Below are 14,863 nucleotides of genomic sequence, written 5' to 3'. Positions count from 1 at the left end.
GCGATAACCCCAGCAATTTCAGGTTAACCAAGGGCGCTCTATCGCCTATGCGGATTTGTCAGGCGGCGCGCGGATCCATTTCGCGCGCCCGTGGTTTGTGCATGATTGGCGCGGCGTCGGCTCTTTTCCGCGCGCGCAGCAGGGGTTGGCGTTTCGATGGCAAGGCAGAATAAGCGCGGTTCGGGCGATTCCGGCACCAGTTCGGGTGTGCGCGGCTTTTTGAAGAAAATCGCCATCTGGACCGGGGCGTTCGGCCTGCTGGTGCTGATCACGGCCTTTGCCGCCGTGTGGTTCGAGGCCCAGCAATTGCCCGATTTCGACACGATGAAGACCAGCCAGAACGGCCAGACCATTCTGGTGCGCGCGCGCGACGGCAGCGAATTGTTCGCCATGGGCCCCAGCTACGGCAAATGGTTGGCCTATCAGGACATTCCCTCGGAAATGAAGGCGGCCATCGTCGCCACCGAGGATCGCCGTTTCCGCGACCATATCGGCATTGACCCGATCGGCGTGCTGCGCAGCTTTTACGTGCGCGCGCAAAAGGGCAAATGGCGCCAGGGCGGCTCGACCCTGACCCAGCAATTGGCGCGCACGATCTTCCTCAACAATGACCGCACGTGGAACCGCAAGGCCCGCGAGGCGCTGATCGCGCTGGCGCTGGAGTTCAAGTTCTCCAAGGACGAGATCCTCGAACTCTATCTGAACAAGGTCTATTTCGGCGGCGGCGCCTATGGCGTGGATGCGGCCGCGCGCAAATTCTTCGGCCACGAAGGCCGCCAGCTCAGCCTTGGCGAGGCCGCGATCATCGCAGGGTTGGTCAAGGCCCCCAGCCATTATTCGCCCACCGCCGACCAGCAGGCCGCCATCGATCGCGCCAAGGTCGTGCTCGAGGTAATGGTGGACGCGGGCGCGATCACTCCGGCGCAGGCCGATGGCGTCGATCTGCAATCGGTCAAACTGGCCGCCGAAGCCTCGCAAAGCACGGTGCGCTATTTCACCGACTGGGCGCTGCCCCAACTCGACGTGCTGCTGCCTGAAACGCGCGACCCCAACAACCACGACAATCTGGAGGTCTGGACCACGCTGGACCCCAAGCTCCAGAATGCGGCGACCTCGGCGATCAAGGGCTATACGCCCAAGGATGCGCAGGGCGCGCTGGTCAGCATGGACCGCGATGGCGCGGTGCTGGCGATGGTGGGCGGTCAGGATTACGTGGCCAGCAATTACAATCGCGCGACCAATGCCCTGCGCCAGCCCGGCTCGGCGTGGAAGCTGTTCGTCTATATGGCCGCGCTGGAGGCGGGCGTGAAGCCTGATGATCCAGTGGTTGACCAGCCCGTCACCATCGATGGGTGGAGCCCGCGCAATTCGGGCGGCACCTATGCGGGCCAGATCGACGTGCGCACGGCCTTTGCCTATTCGAAAAACACCGTGGCCGCGCAATTGGGCCAGCAGGTGACATTTGACGCCGTGGCCGCGATGGCGCGCCGCTTTGGCATCAGCACGCCGATCTCCACCAACCCCTCGATGGTGCTGGGCAGCAATGACGTGCGCGTGATCGACATGGTGAAGGCTTTTGCCGCCGTTTCAGCGCGGGGCACTTCGGTTGAGCCCTATGGCATCGTCAAGGTTGTGGCCAGCGATGGCCGTGTGCTGTACGAACATGCTCAGAAGCAAGGGCAGACACTGGTGGCCCCCTTCGTTTCGGCCGGGATCACCGATCTGCTCCAGACCGCGGTCAACATCGGCACCGGCCGCGCGGCCCAGATCGGCCGCCCGGTTGCCGGTAAGACCGGCACCACAAGCAGCAACAAGGACGGCTGGTTCCTCGGCTTCTCCAGCGGCGTGACCACCGGCGTGTGGATGGGCCGCGACGATGCCAAGGCCGTTCCCGGCCTGCAGGGCGGCACCGCCCCGGCGCGCGCCTTTGCCCAATATATGAAGGTTGCCGTGGCCCAGCGCCCGATCGAGCCCTTCGAAACCCAGTTGACCCTGCCCGACTGGCAGCTTGAGCCGGACGATATGGCGAACCTGAGCGGGCCGGACGCCTATGTGCCGACCGAGGATGGCGCCGGCCCCGATGGCAATAACCCCACCGACAATCAGCCCGCGCCTGCGGCCAATCCGGACTTTCTGGACAATGCCACCGGACGGCAGGGGGATAATGTGAAGAAGCGGGCGCAGCCTGGCGTGGGGATTTAAGGGAAAGGGATAGGCGCGAGGGTCTAGACCCTCGCGCTCCCGTTACTGTCTGCGTTGCGTATCGGGTTCGGCGTTTGGTGTCGGACGCAATGTTCGAATTTATAAAACCTGCGGCGCGGATAGGGCTGCCCTTGCCGCGCCGCAGGCTTTCATTTCATAGGGCTTCCCCGCCAACCATCCGCCACCCCAAAATGGGATTGCAAAGGGACAAGTCCCTTTGCCCGCCGGAGGCATAAACCCTTAAAACCCGCGCAAACAAAACCCCCGCCAGCCTGATGCTGACGAGGGCCTTGTTCATACCCTAGGCGCAAGCGATCAACGCAGGCGGATGCCCACATAGATCGGCGGCTGACCGGGACGCATCCACTGCACGCCGATGGCGGTCCGGCCCGCCGACTGCGCTGCGCGGATGCCGTTTTCGACTTCGCCCACAGAGGTGATCGGGGCGTTGTTGACCGAGAGCAGCACGTCGCCGCGTTCAAAGCCCTTGGCGCCCGCGTCCGAGGAGGCATCGACGCCCGCCACGACCACGCCCTTGGTATCCTCGGGTAAGCCAAGCTGGCGTGCGATCTGCGGGTTGAGCGTCAGCAGCGAGAGGCCGAGCGACTTTTCGGCAAGGCCGGTGCCCTTGGTGGGGGCCTTTTCGAAGTCATCGCCGCCCTTTTTGCGGTCAAAGGTCTGCTGGGCCAGTTCCTCGTCGGTGGGCCGCTTGGAGACGGCCACGTTGAGCGTCATGCGCTGTCCGCCGCGCAGCACTTCGAGCGGGATCTTGGTGCCCGGTTTCACGTTCGACACGAGGAAGGAGAGCGTTTGGTCGCGGGTCACGTCCTTGCCATTGACCTTGAGCACCACGTCGCCCGCCTTGATGCCGCCCTGATCGGCGCCCTTGCCGGGCTCGACCGCCTGGATCAGCTCGCCGCGATTGTGGGGCAGGCCCATCGAATCGGCATAATCGGTGGTGACGGGCTGGATCCGCACACCCAGATAGCCGCGCTCGATGGTCTGGCCCTTGATCAGCTGATCGACGATCGGGGCTGCGGTTTCGGCGGGGATGGCAAAGCCGATGCCCACGCTGCCGCCAGAGGGCGAGAAGATCGCGCGGTTGATGCCGATCACCTGACCCTTCATGTCGAACATCGGGCCGCCCGAGTTGCCCTGATTGATCGCCGCGTCGGTCTGCAGATAGCGGTCATAGGCGCCGCCCTGACCGGTGTTGCGATAGACCGCCGAGATGATGCCCGCCGTGACGGTGCCGCCAAGGCCGAAGGGGTTGCCGATGGCCACCACCCAGTCGCCCACGCGCGAGGCGCGGCTGTCGCCGAACTTGACGAAAGGCAGCGGCTTGCCCGCCGTGATTTTCAGCACGGCAAGGTCGGAGGCCGCATCCTTGCCGATCAGCTTGGCCGGATATTCGCTGCCGTCGGGCAGGGTGACGGTGATCGATTCGACCACGCCCTGTCCTTCGGGCGTCACCACATGGTTGTTGGTGACCAGATAGCCGTCGGCCGAAACGATGAAGCCGGAACCCAGCGATTGCGCCTCGCGGGTCTGGGGGGCCTGGCCCTGACCTTCGCCGCCGCCAAAGAAGCCTTCAAAAGGCGTGCCGGCAAAGGGATTGGCTCCGCCTGCCACGCGCACCTTCTGGCGGGTGGAAATGTTCACCACCGCCGGCTGCAACTGACTGGTAAGATCGGCAAAACTGGAAGGCGCGCCCACGCGGGGCGTGATCGCCTGAATGTTCTGCGCATCGTTTTGCGCCACCTGCGCCCCGGCGGGAAGTCCGGTGAGGAGCGAGAGGGTCGCACCCCCAAGAAGCAGCGCACTGGTCACTCCATAAGCGTATCGCACTGGGCATAGTCCTTGTTGTGTTGCCCGGACCCGGCTGCACCGGGGGCGGGGGCCGTTCTCCGTTCGGCCACGGGGTTATCTAGCTCGTTATATTTACGCGCGGCGGTCCTGAATGGAAATTGAATAGATGCCGCCCGGTTCCATCGCCCTATTGGCCCTTCTGATTGCGGAACTGGCGCAGATAGTCGTTGTCCGGCGTCAGCACGATCGTGGTCGATGACTTGTTGGCCGGGTTGGCGAAGGTGGTTCGATAGCTCTCCATCGCGCGATAGAAATCGTAGAACGAGGGATCCTTGCCATAGGCCTCGGCATAGGTCTTGGCGGCGGTCGCTTCGGCATCGGCGCGGATGATCTGGGCCTGTTTCTGGCCCATCGCGCGGATGGTGGTGGCTTCCTGTTCGCGCGCGGCCTCCATGCGGGCATAGGCGCGTTCGAGCGGCGTGCCATCGGGCAGGTCGGCGCGCTTGATGCGCACGTCGATGATCTGGGCGCCATATTCGCGCGCCTCAAGGTCCAGCGCCTTGCGGATCTGTTCCATCATCACCCCGCGCTCGGGCGTCAACAGCGACTGGAACGTATAGGAGGCCAGCCCCTGACGCAGCACGCTGGTCAGGATCGGCTGCAACTGTTCCTGCACCCGCTCGCTGGTGCCCGCCGTGCGGACCATCTTGACCGGGTCGATGATGCGGAAACGGGCATAGGCGTCCACCTCCAGCCGCTGCTGGTCGGAGGAGTTCACCTGCTGGCGTTCCATATCCAGATTGAGCACGCGGCGGTCCACCCGCACCAGCGTTTCAAGGAAGGGCACGCGCAGCGACAAGCCCGCGCCCGTGTTGCCGTAATCCACGCCCGGCTTGTAACGATTGATGACGCGCACCGGATCGCCCAGCCACATCACCACCGCCTGCTGGCTTTCGGGGACCTCGACGATGGCCGAAAAACCCACCAGCGCCGCCGCGATCAGCCCCGCCACCGCCAATTTGGCGCGCGGGGCGATGCCGTCCTGAAACAGGCGGCTCATGGCTTCACCACCGTGGTGTCCTCGGAGGACTTTTTCTGGATCGCGGGCAAAGGCATATAGGAATTAAAGCCGCCGGCAGGGGCTATCACCTTGTCATTCTGCGACAGAACCTGCTCCATCGTGGCGTAATACATGCGGCGGCGGGTCACTTCGGGCGCCAGCTTGTACTGATCATAGACCTTGTTGAAGGCGGTGGCGTCGCCCTCGGCGCGCTGGGTCACCTGTTCGGCATAGGCGCGCGCATTCGACATGTCGCGGTTGGCATCCTGCTGGGCGGCCTGCACTCGCTGGAAGGCGTCATTCACCTTGGCGGGCGGATCGGCCTTCTTGATATCCACGCCCTGCACCAGAATGCCCGAATGATAGGCGTCGAGCACCGCCTGCATCCGCTGGCGCACATTGGCCTCGATCTCGGCCCGCCTCGTGCCCAGCATCACATCGTTGAGCTTCACCTCGGCCACGCTGGCGCGCATCGCGGCCTCGGCCACTTCGCGCACGGTGCCCTTGGGGTCTTCCAGCTGATAGGTGAACTGCTTGAGATTACGGATGTTCCAGCGGATGATATAGCTCAGATCGACAAGGCTCTGATCGCCGGTCAGCATCAGCTTTTCCGCCTCGCCCTCGGGCACATTATCGCGCCGTATCGAGGTCACATCCTCCACCCGCACGCGCTGGATCGGCCAGGGCGCGGTGAAATTCATGCCCGGCCCGATGGTGGTGGTATATTTGCCAAAGGTGGTGACGATGCCCTGCTCGTTCGAGGAGAGCTGATGCCCGGTGGAAAAGACCAGCCAGACCAGCGCCACTCCGCCCAGCACCATCGGCGTCCAGCTCTTGCCGTCGGGGCGCTGGGGGATGCGGAAATTGGGGCCGGGGGGCGGCGAACTGGGGCCGCCGGGGCCGCCCGGTCCGCCATTTTCGCGCCGGGCGCGGAAAATATCCTCCAGGCTGCTGGCCCGGCGTTGGGGCCCGCCCTTGCCGTTGCTGGGCGGTTGCCATGGGTTGCGAGGGCCTGTGCCGGCGGACTTTTCACCTTCGGGCCTGGGGGCGCCGCCTTCGCCGCCTTTGCCTTCGCCATCATCCTGTTCGGCGTTGAACACCGGCGGCAGGGCAAGGGAATTGCCCCATGCCCGGCCCTGAATGCGGCGTTGAATTTCCTGCGCTATACGCTCGGCCAATTGCTTCATGGCCTTATCTATAGGTGGCTCCTTGCGAATTAACAGGGGGCGATTGAAGCCTCACCTGCAAATTTCCCCAAGCGGCCCCACTTTCGGGTGTTTCCCCTTGGGGTCAAAATGCTCTAGGGCGCGGGGCAAGCCTGTTTTGCTACAAGGAAGCCGTGATGACTGCCCAGCCCGCCGATGATCTGCGCCAACTTCTGCCTGCCGATATGGGTGCGCGGGTGCAATCGCTGCGTCTGGCCGATGGGGTGGTGACGCTGGTGCTGGACGGAGCGGGGCTGGACGGCGATGGCCGCGCCGCGCTGGAGGCCGGGGCCAAGGCCGCGCTGTCGTCCGCGCCCGGGGTGTCCGAGGTGCGCGTGGGGATCGTGGCCGACCGCGATGCGCCTGCTCCCGCGCCCAAAGGGCCGCTGATCCTTGCCGTGGGTTCGGGCAAGGGGGGCGTGGGCAAATCCACCCTCTCGGCCAATCTGGCGGTGGCGCTGGCGCGGATGGGGATCAAGGTCGGACTGGTCGATGCCGACATCTACGGCCCGTCACAGCCGCGCCTGCTGGCCAATGAAGGCATGAAGCCCATCGCCAAGGACAGCAAGATGTTCCCCGTGCCCAGCCGCTATGGCGTGCCGGTGCTCTCGATGGGCCATCTGATCGAGGATGGGCGGGCGATTGCCTGGCGCGGGCCGATGGTGTCGGGCGCGCTGAACCAATTGATCGACGCATGGTGGGGCGATACGCAGGTGCTGGTGATCGACCTGCCGCCGGGCACGGGCGATGTGCAATTGACCATGGTGCAGAAGCACAAGCCCGCGGGCGCCGTCATCGTTTCTACCCCGCAGGATCTGGCGCTGATGGATGCCAGCCGCGCCTTGAACCTGTTCGAGGCGGCCCATGTGCCGGTGCTGGGGCTGGTGGAGAATATGGCGGGCTATGTCTGCCCCCATTGCGGCAATGTGTCGGACCCCTTCGGCTGCGGCGCGGTCGAGGATGCGGCCAAGCGGCTGGAGATGCCTTTCCTGGGCCGCGTGCCGCTGGATATGGCGATCCGCCTTGGTTCGGACGCGGGCGAGCCGCCGGCGGCGGGCGAAGGGCCGCAGGCCGAGGCTTTCGCCACCATCGCCCGCAAGCTGTTGCCATGGCTGGCGATGCAGGGTGTGACCCCGGAAAAGGGCTAAGCCCGACATGGCCATCACCCGGCGGCAATGGTTGATCGGCGCGGCGGCGGGCGGTGGCCTTGTGGTCGGGTGGAGCCTGCTGCCACGGCATTACGCTTATCCCTTCCCGCCTGAGGAGGGGGAATACCCCTTCGACGCATGGCTGCGCATCGGCAAGGATGGCGTGGTCAATGTGGCGATCCCCCAGCTGGAGATGGGGCAGGGGGTGATGACCGTGCTGGCCCAGATCGCGGCGGTCGAACTGGGGGCGGACTGGCGGAAGGTGGCGGTGACGCCCGCGCCGATCAGTGCGCTGTTCCCTAATCTGCCGCTGGCGGCGCACTGGGCGCCGCTCTGGGCGCCGATTGTCGCGCCGCTGGTCGCGGATCGGCATAGCTGGATGGTGCGCCGCTGGGCCGAGGATCACCGCTTTATGGCCACAGGCGCGGGCACAGCGGTCACCGCCTATGAGGAACCCCTGCGCAAGGCGGCGGCGAGCGCGCGGGCGGTGCTGGCCATGGCGGCGGCGGCGCGCTGGAATGTGCCTTGGGAGCAATGCGAGGTGTCGGGCGGGGCGGTGCGCCATGGCGGGCGCTCGTTTGGCTTTGGCGCGCTGGTTCAGGATGCGGCGGGGCTGACCCCGCCCGATCCACCGGTGCTGCGCCCTGTGCCGCCTGCGGAAAGCCCGGCAGCGCTGCCGGGCGGAGCGGAACCGGCCTTTCCCCGGCTCGATGCTCCGGCCAAGGTCGATGGATCATGGCCCTTTGCGGGCGATATTCGCTTGCCCGACATGCTCTATGCCGCGATCCGCCATGCTCCGCGCGGCGAAAATATCGCTCTGGGCGCGCATGATGCGGGCCGGGCGCGCGGGGTTTCGGGCTTTGTCCGCATGGTCGAGGGGCCGCGTTGGGTGGCCGCTGTGGCTACCGACTGGTGGGCGGCGGAACAGGCGCTGGCCAAGATCGCGCCCGGCTTTGCGGTGGAAAAGCCGCTGGAGAGCGCCGACATAACCAAGGGGCTGGACGGAGCGCTGAAGGGCGATGACACGCATCGCATGGTCGCGCAGGGCGATGCCGATGGCATTCTGGGCGTGCACCCGCAATTTTCCGCGCGCTATGACATTGCCCCGGCAGTCCATGCCACGCTGGAAACCGCGACGGCGACTGCGCGGCTGCGCGATGGCATGGTCGAGGTCTGGGCGGCGACACATACGCCTGAACGCGCCAGACTGGCCATCGCGCGCGAACTGGCGGTGCCCGCTCATCAGGTGACGCTCTATCCGGCGGCGGCCGGGGGCAGTTTCGATGCCCGTTTCGATGCCCGCTTTGCCATTCAGGCCGCCGCCATCGCGCAGGCGGTGGGCAAGCCGGTGCAGCTGATCTGGAGCCGGTGGCAGGAGCATGTCGCCGGATTGCCCCGTGCGCCGATGGCCGCCCATGTCGAAGCGCGGGCCGATACGGCGGGCCATGTTGCCGCGTGGCGCGCCAAAATCGCCATGCCCGCCACGATGCGCGAATTCGGATTGCGGATGCTGTCCGCCGCCAGCCCGACCAAGGCGGCCAAGATGCAGGATCGCAAGGATGGCATGGCGATGGAGGGCGCCAATCCGCCCTATTCCATTGCCCATGTTGCGGTCGATCATGCGCCTGTCGCCACCGGCCTGCCCACGGGCCAGATGCGCGGGGGGACACATGCGTTGCATGCCTTTGTCACGGAAAGTTTCCTCGACGAGATTGCCGCCGCGCTGGGGCGCGAGCCTTTGTCCTTTCGCATGGGGATGCTGGCGGGCGATCCGCGCATGGCGGCCTGTCTTCAGCGGGTATCGGCGCTGGCCGAATGGAATGGCGGCAAGGATGGCAGCGGGGCAGGGCTGGCCTGTCATCGCATGGGGGCGGTGGGCGATGGCGGATGCATCGCGGCCATCGCCACCGCGCGGCGCAGCGACGCGGGCGTCCGCGTGGACCGCATCACCGCCGTGGCCGACATTGGCCGCATCATCAACGCCGACATCGCCCGCCAGCAGATCGAGGGCGGCCTGATCTTTGGCATCGGTCTTGCCCTTGGCGCCAGCACGGGCTGGGAGAAGGGCCTGCCGGCTTTATCGCGGCTGGGGCAATTGGGCTTGCCCTTGCTGGCCGATTGCCCCGAAGTCGAGGTTGAATTGATCGCCAGTGGGGCCGATCCCTTCGATCCGGGCGAATTGGGCGTGGCGGTGGCCGCGCCTGCGATTGCCAATGCTTTGTTTTCCGCCACGGGTATCAGGCTTCGCCGCCTGCCTTTGGCCTCTGACGATTAGGAATGATGATGAAGCGCCCTTCCGATCATCCGCCTGTGGCCGCCCCGCGCGTGGGGGTGATGCTGGTCAATCTGGGCACGCCGCAGGCGCCGACGGCAGCGGCGGTGCGCACCTATCTGGCCGAATTCCTGTCCGACCCACGCGTGGTGGAGATCCCGCGCGCGGTGTGGCTGCCGATCCTGCATGGCATCATTTTGCGCACGCGGCCGGCCAAATCGGCCCATGCCTATGCGCAGGTGTGGACGGCGGATGGCTCGCCTCTGGCCGCGATCACGCAGGCGCAGGCGCAGGATCTGCAGGGGCGGATGGGCGATACGGTGATGGTTGATTGGGCGATGCGCTATGGCGCGCCCTCGATCCCCGATGTGCTGGGCCGGATGAAGGCGGCGGGTTGCGAGCGCATTCTGGTCGCCCCGCTCTATCCGCAATATTCGGGCGCCACCACGGCCAGCGTGATCGACCGGCTGGGCGAGGGGCTGGGCGCGATGCGCTGGCAGCCGGCGATCCGCACCTTGCCGCCCTATTACGATGATCCGGCGCATATTGAGGCGCTGTGGGCCGATATTTCGGCGCAACTGCGCGGGCTGGCTTTTGTGCCGCAGGTCCTGCTGCTATCGTTCCACGGCATGCCGGAACGCACGCTGCATCTGGGCGATCCTTATCATTGCCAGTGCCGCAAGACCGCGCGCCTGCTGGGCGAGGAGCTGGCGAGGGAATTTCCGGGGCTGAGGGTGGAAACCTCGTTCCAGTCGCGCTTTGGCCGGGCCAAATGGCTGGAGCCTTCGACCGAGGATACGCTGGCTCGCCTGGCGCGCGAGGGCGTGGGGCGAGTGGCAATTGCCGCGCCGGGCTTTTCCGCCGATTGCGTCGAAACGCTGGAGGAACTGGCGATCCGCGGGCGCGAGGTGTTCGAGGAAGCAGGCGGCCCCTATCAAGGCAAGAAGGATTACGCCGTGCTGGAATGCCTCAACGCGGGCGCCGATGGCATGGCTATGCTGGAGGCGCTGGTGCGGCGCGAATTGATGGGCTGGGTCTAAACCCTCAAAAGTCCCATGCGATCCCCTTGCGGGTGAAATCGCCATAGCGGGTGGGGGACAGGCCCTCGGGGTCTTCCTCGTCTTTCGGCGCGGCCGGGGTGGGCACGGGATCGTTGGTCCAATGCTGCGGCTTGGTGAAAGTGCCGGGGCGCTGGGTGGCGCGCTGGATCGGCCGGGGGTCGGCATTGTCGGTCATGGCGGTTCCATGCGCCTGCTGGCGCTGGAATGCAATATATCCTAAGGCGCGGCCGATGAACCAACGCAACAATCGACCCGACACTGGTGAAACCGTCCCTGGCCTTGCCCCCCGCCGTGCCGCGCTGCGCCTGATGGATGCGGTGCTCCGTCGGGGTGAAACGCTTGATAATGCGGCCCATGCCGCCACGCAGGGCCTGCCCCAGAATGACAAGGCGCTGGCCCGCGCGCTGGCGGGCGAGGCGATGCGCTGGATGGTGGATCTCGACGCGCTGATCGATTCGGCCACGAAACAGGTGTTGCCCGACGACGCCAAGCCCCGCGCCGTGTTGCGCCTGATGCTGGCGGGCTGGCTGCGGCTGGAAACACCGTCCCATGCGGTGGTGGCCACGGGGCTGGAGCTGCTTCAGGGCGGGCCGCGCCGTCTGGCCCATGGCGTGTTTTCCGCGCTGGTGAAGCAGGGCGTTACCCTGCCCGAAGTCCCGACCCTGCCCGAGGCTGTGGCGGAGCGCTGGGGCGAGCAGGGCGAGGCCATTGCGGCGGGTCTGGCCGTGCCGCCGCCGCTGGATCTGACGGTGAAGGCGGGCAAGGATGCGCCCGAGGGCCTGTCGCTGATGCCCGGCCATGTGCGCCTGTCGCGCGGGGATGCGGTGGAAAGCCTGCCCGGTTTTGCCGATGGCGACTGGTGGGTGCAGGATCTGGCGGCCTCGATCCCCGCTCGGTTGATTGGCACGGGGGCCGGCCGCGTGCTGGACGTTTGCGCCGCGCCGGGTGGCAAGACGATGCAACTGGCCGCCGCCGGATGGCATGTGACCGCGCTGGACAGCAGCCCCAAGCGGATCGAGCGGATGCGGGCCAATCTGGCGCGCACGGGGCTGGATGCCGATCTGATCGCGGCCGATGCGCTGAAATATGAGCCGGAGGAATTGTTCGACGCGGTTTTGCTGGACGCTCCCTGCACGGCGACCGGAACATGCCGCCGCCATCCCGATGTGCTGCACCGCATCGGCCCGCGCCAGATTGCCGAGATGGCCGAATTGCAGGAGGCTTTGCTGGCACGCGCGGCGGGGTGGCTTAAGCCCGGCGGCGTGCTGGTCTATGCGGTCTGCTCGCTGGAGCGCGAGGAGGGCGAAGAGCAGGCAGCCAAGGTGGGCCTGACCCCCGATCCGATCCGGACCGAGGAATTGCCCTCAGGTCTGGCGCCGGACGCCGACGGCCGGCTGCGCACCGATCCGGGGATGCTGGGCGAGGCAGGCGGGCTGGACGGGTTTTTCGTCGCGCGCTGGCGGAAATAAGGCGGGCGGTCAAAGGATCAGCGTGGCGGATTTATCCGCCGCCTGCGCCATCAGGCCGAGCGCCTGATGGCCGCGCCCGGTCAGGCAATAGCGGCCCTCGACCATCTGTTCGACCAACCCTTCGGAGGACAGCGCCGAGAGCCAGAGCAGCGCCGTGGCCATGCCTTCCGGCCCCAAATCGGCCAGATCGCCGGGGCCAAGCCCTTCATAGCCGACCACATCAAGCCGCATCAGCAGATCGATCCCGTCAACCGGGAACATCCGGTTGTGCAGGATGCGCAGGGCGGTGAGGATATGATGCAGGATGGCGAACATGGAACCGGCCTCTCATTGGGGTGAGGCCTGATCCCATGGATCAATAAATCGGGAAATCGATCAAAGATGATTTTTGCAATCGGCTTTACCGATTGGCCTTACCCCTTCAACCTGTCCGCAAATCCCTTCTTCAGCTTGGCCAGCTTGGGCGGGATCACGGCAAGGCAATAGGGATTGCGCTGGCCTTCACCCACCCAGTAATCCTGATGGTAGTCCTCGGCCGGATACCATGGCGCAATGGGCTCGATCGTGGTGACGATGGGGGCGGGCCAGTCCTTTTGCGCGCGCAGTATCGCGGTTTCGGCCTCGGCGCTTTGTACGGCATCGAGAGGGAAGATCGCGCTGCGATACTGCGTGCCCACGTCATTGCCCTGCCGGTTGAGCTGGGTGGGGTCATGGGTTGCAAAAAACACGTCGAGCAGCGCGCCATAGGACAGAACCGCCGGATCGAAGGTTATGCGGATTGCCTCGGCATGGCCGGTCGCGCCGCTGCACACTTGTTTGTAGGTGGGATTTTCCACCGCGCCGCCAATATAGCCGCTTTCCACATTCCTGACCCCGGCCAGTTGTCGAAACACCGCTTCGACGCACCAGAAACAGCCGCCTGCGACAATTGCCTGCTGGGCCATGCCTATTCTCCAATCTTTCGCGAATGGACACTAGATAGGGATGATCGCGCCGCCTGCAATGGTGGACTTATCGCCGCCCCCGACATAGGAAGCCGCCATGACCGAACGCAAGATCACCGTCGCCGCGCTGCAACTGGCGCTGGGCAGCCAGGATGAGGCGCAGAATATCGCGGCCACCGTCGCGCTGGTGGAACAGGCCGCCGCGCGGGGTGCGCAGATCATCCTTCCGCCCGAACTGTTTTCCTCGCCCTATTTCTGCACGGTCGAGGATGAGGCGCTCTTTGCCCTTGCCCGCCCGGCGGCGGAGCATCCCAGCGTGATCGCGATGCAGGAACTGGCGCGCAAGCTGAAAGTGGCGATCCCCACCAGCTTCTTTGAGCGCGACGGGCACCATTATTACAATACGCTGGCCATGATCGACGCCGATGGGCAGATCATGGGCACCTATCGCAAGAGCCACATTCCCGACGGGCCGGGCTATGAGGAAAAATACTATTTCCGCCCTGGCAACACCGGTTTCAAAGTGTGGGACGTATTCGGCACGCGTATCGGCGTGGGCATCTGCTGGGACCAGTGGTATCCCGAATGCGCGCGGGCGATGGCGCTGATGGGCGCCGAGGTGTTGTTCTATCCTACCGCCATCGGCACCGAGCCTTATAACGCCGATCTGGACACCAGCCGCATGTGGCGCCGCGCGATGCAGGGCCATGCCGTCAGCAATTGCATGCCTGTGATCGCCGCCAACCGCATCGGCGCCGAGGCGGCCTATGGCGGGCCGGAGCAATCCTATTACGGCCACAGTTTCATCAGCGACGAATGGGGCGATCTGACGGCCGAATTCGGCGCGGGCGAAACCGGCGTGCTGGTTCAAACGCTCGATCTGGCGCGGGCGGCCACGCACCGGGCCGGCATGGGCTTTTTCCGCGACCGCAGGCCCCAGCTCTATGGCCGCCTTGCGCAGGACATCTGACCTCTATGTGATCGCGCTCGGCTCGAACGTCCGCCATGCGCGCCATGGCGGGCCAGAGCGCGTGTTGCAGGCCGCCGTGTCCGCGCTGGGAAAGGCAGGGCTGGGGGTCGAGGCGATGGCGCCGGTGATTCGCAGCGCGCCGTTGGGGCCATCCTTGCGGCGCTATGCCAATGGGGCGGTGCTGGTGCGGTCCGACCTGTCGCCGCCTGCGATGCTGGCGCAGCTCAAATCCATCGAGCGCGAATTCGGGCGGCGCGGCGGAAAACGCTGGGGTTCGCGGGTGCTCGACCTTGATATCGTGCTGTGGGGCGGGGGAGAATGGCGCTCTGCCGGGCTTTGCGTGCCCCATGCCGCGTTTCGGCTGCGCGACTTTGTTTTGCGTCCGATGATGGCACTTGTCCCCAACTGGCGCGATCCGCGCACAGGTTTTAGCATCAAACAGTTACACAGCCGCTTGACCCGGAGCCTTCGCGCCCCTAGGGAACCGCGACCCGGCGCCTGAAGCTTCGCTTTCAGCCGCACATATGGGGGCCCATAGCTCAGTCGGTAGAGCAACTGACTTTTAATCAGTAGGTCTCTGGTTCGAATCCAGATGGGCTCACCACCAATTCCATAATTCAGACAGAGGCTTGATTTCCCCCGCAGGGGAGGGCCGCGTCATGTCCGGCGTGCGCATCGTCCCCCTGTCGAAAAAAAATGCCGGGGCGGGCCTAAACCCACCCC

General features: G+C 65.6%; 13 protein-coding genes and 1 tRNA gene. 8 read left to right on the top strand and 6 right to left on the bottom strand.

The genetic code is table 11. The features are described from left to right. Positions 1-156: 156 nt before the first annotated feature. Positions 157-2,202 (top strand): transglycosylase domain-containing protein, encoded by a 2,046-nt coding sequence (locus FHW96_RS16570; RefSeq protein ID WP_172341691.1) that lies wholly within the window; start codon positions 157-159, stop codon positions 2,200-2,202. A gap of 315 nt (positions 2,203-2,517) precedes the next feature. Here FHW96_RS16570 and FHW96_RS16565 read toward each other — a convergent pair whose 3' ends face one another. The 3 genes from FHW96_RS16565 to hflK all read right to left on the bottom strand — a co-directional run bounded on the left by FHW96_RS16565 (position 2,518) and on the right by hflK (position 6,258). Continuing rightward, complete coding sequence (locus FHW96_RS16565) at positions 2,518-4,050, bottom strand: Do family serine endopeptidase (protein ID WP_172341690.1); 1,533 nt, start codon at positions 4,048-4,050, stop codon at positions 2,518-2,520. Positions 4,051-4,198: 148 nt separating this feature from the next. Next, positions 4,199-5,071, bottom strand: coding sequence for a protease modulator HflC (gene hflC / locus FHW96_RS16560; protein ID WP_172341689.1), 873 nt, complete (start codon positions 5,069-5,071; stop codon positions 4,199-4,201). Beyond that, a complete protein-coding gene (hflK, locus tag FHW96_RS16555) occupies positions 5,068-6,258 on the bottom strand; it encodes a protease modulator HflK (RefSeq protein ID WP_172341688.1) in 1,191 nt (396 codons plus the stop codon). Before hflK ends, hflC begins: the two co-directional genes overlap by 4 nt. 155 nt (positions 6,259-6,413) lie before the next feature. Between hflK and FHW96_RS16550 the strand changes: the two genes are divergently transcribed. From FHW96_RS16550 to hemH, 3 genes are read left to right on the top strand one after another with little or no spacing between them, the layout of a single operon-like run. Continuing rightward, on the top strand, positions 6,414-7,424 hold the full coding sequence (locus tag FHW96_RS16550) for an Mrp/NBP35 family ATP-binding protein (RefSeq protein WP_172341687.1): 1,011 nt from the start codon (positions 6,414-6,416) through the stop codon (positions 7,422-7,424). Between the two features lie 7 nt (positions 7,425-7,431). Beyond that, positions 7,432-9,699 carry a molybdopterin cofactor-binding domain-containing protein gene (locus FHW96_RS16545; protein ID WP_172341686.1) on the top strand — a complete coding sequence of 756 codons (2,268 nt, stop codon included), beginning with the start codon at positions 7,432-7,434 and terminating at the stop codon, positions 9,697-9,699. Between the two features lie 8 nt (positions 9,700-9,707). Next, a complete protein-coding gene (gene hemH, locus FHW96_RS16540) occupies positions 9,708-10,736 on the top strand; it encodes a ferrochelatase (protein WP_172341843.1) in 1,029 nt (342 codons plus the stop codon). Positions 10,737-10,740: 4 nt separating this feature from the next. Here hemH and FHW96_RS16535 read toward each other — a convergent pair whose 3' ends face one another. Then, a complete protein-coding gene (locus tag FHW96_RS16535) occupies positions 10,741-10,932 on the bottom strand; it encodes a DUF1674 domain-containing protein (protein WP_172341685.1) in 192 nt (63 codons plus the stop codon). A gap of 55 nt (positions 10,933-10,987) precedes the next feature. On the opposite strand from FHW96_RS16535, the gene FHW96_RS16530 reads away from it, so the two are divergent. Further along, positions 10,988-12,226 (top strand): RsmB/NOP family class I SAM-dependent RNA methyltransferase, encoded by a 1,239-nt coding sequence (locus tag FHW96_RS16530; protein WP_172341684.1) that lies wholly within the window; start codon positions 10,988-10,990, stop codon positions 12,224-12,226. Positions 12,227-12,235: 9 nt separating this feature from the next. Here FHW96_RS16530 and FHW96_RS16525 read toward each other — a convergent pair whose 3' ends face one another. Beyond that, positions 12,236-12,541 carry a hypothetical protein gene (locus FHW96_RS16525; protein ID WP_172341683.1) on the bottom strand — a complete coding sequence of 102 codons (306 nt, stop codon included), beginning with the start codon at positions 12,539-12,541 and terminating at the stop codon, positions 12,236-12,238. Positions 12,542-12,639: 98 nt separating this feature from the next. Beyond that, positions 12,640-13,170: a peptide-methionine (S)-S-oxide reductase MsrA gene (gene msrA, locus FHW96_RS16520; RefSeq protein ID WP_172341682.1), complete on the bottom strand. Its 531-nt coding sequence runs from the start codon at positions 13,168-13,170 to the stop codon at positions 12,640-12,642. Between the two features lie 97 nt (positions 13,171-13,267). Here msrA and aguB point away from each other — a divergent pair, with 97 nt between their 5' ends. The 3 genes from aguB to FHW96_RS16505 all read left to right on the top strand — a co-directional run bounded on the left by aguB (position 13,268) and on the right by FHW96_RS16505 (position 14,744). Further along, entirely contained in the window at positions 13,268-14,140 is an 873-nt protein-coding gene (gene aguB, locus FHW96_RS16515; RefSeq protein ID WP_172341681.1) for an N-carbamoylputrescine amidase, read from the top strand. Continuing rightward, positions 14,124-14,642: a 2-amino-4-hydroxy-6-hydroxymethyldihydropteridine diphosphokinase gene (gene folK / locus FHW96_RS16510; RefSeq protein ID WP_253951022.1), complete on the top strand. Its 519-nt coding sequence runs from the start codon at positions 14,124-14,126 to the stop codon at positions 14,640-14,642. The genes aguB and folK overlap by 17 nt, the downstream gene beginning before the upstream one ends. Positions 14,643-14,668: 26 nt before the next feature. Beyond that, positions 14,669-14,744: transfer RNA gene (locus FHW96_RS16505), tRNA-Lys, on the top strand. The last annotated feature ends 119 nt before the right edge of the window (positions 14,745-14,863 follow it).

It is taken from the genome of Novosphingobium sp. SG751A, from assembly GCF_013149295.1.
In the GTDB taxonomy this organism is placed as follows: domain Bacteria; phylum Pseudomonadota; class Alphaproteobacteria; order Sphingomonadales; family Sphingomonadaceae; genus Novosphingobium.
This window is presented reverse-complemented; position numbering and strand designations above follow the sequence as displayed.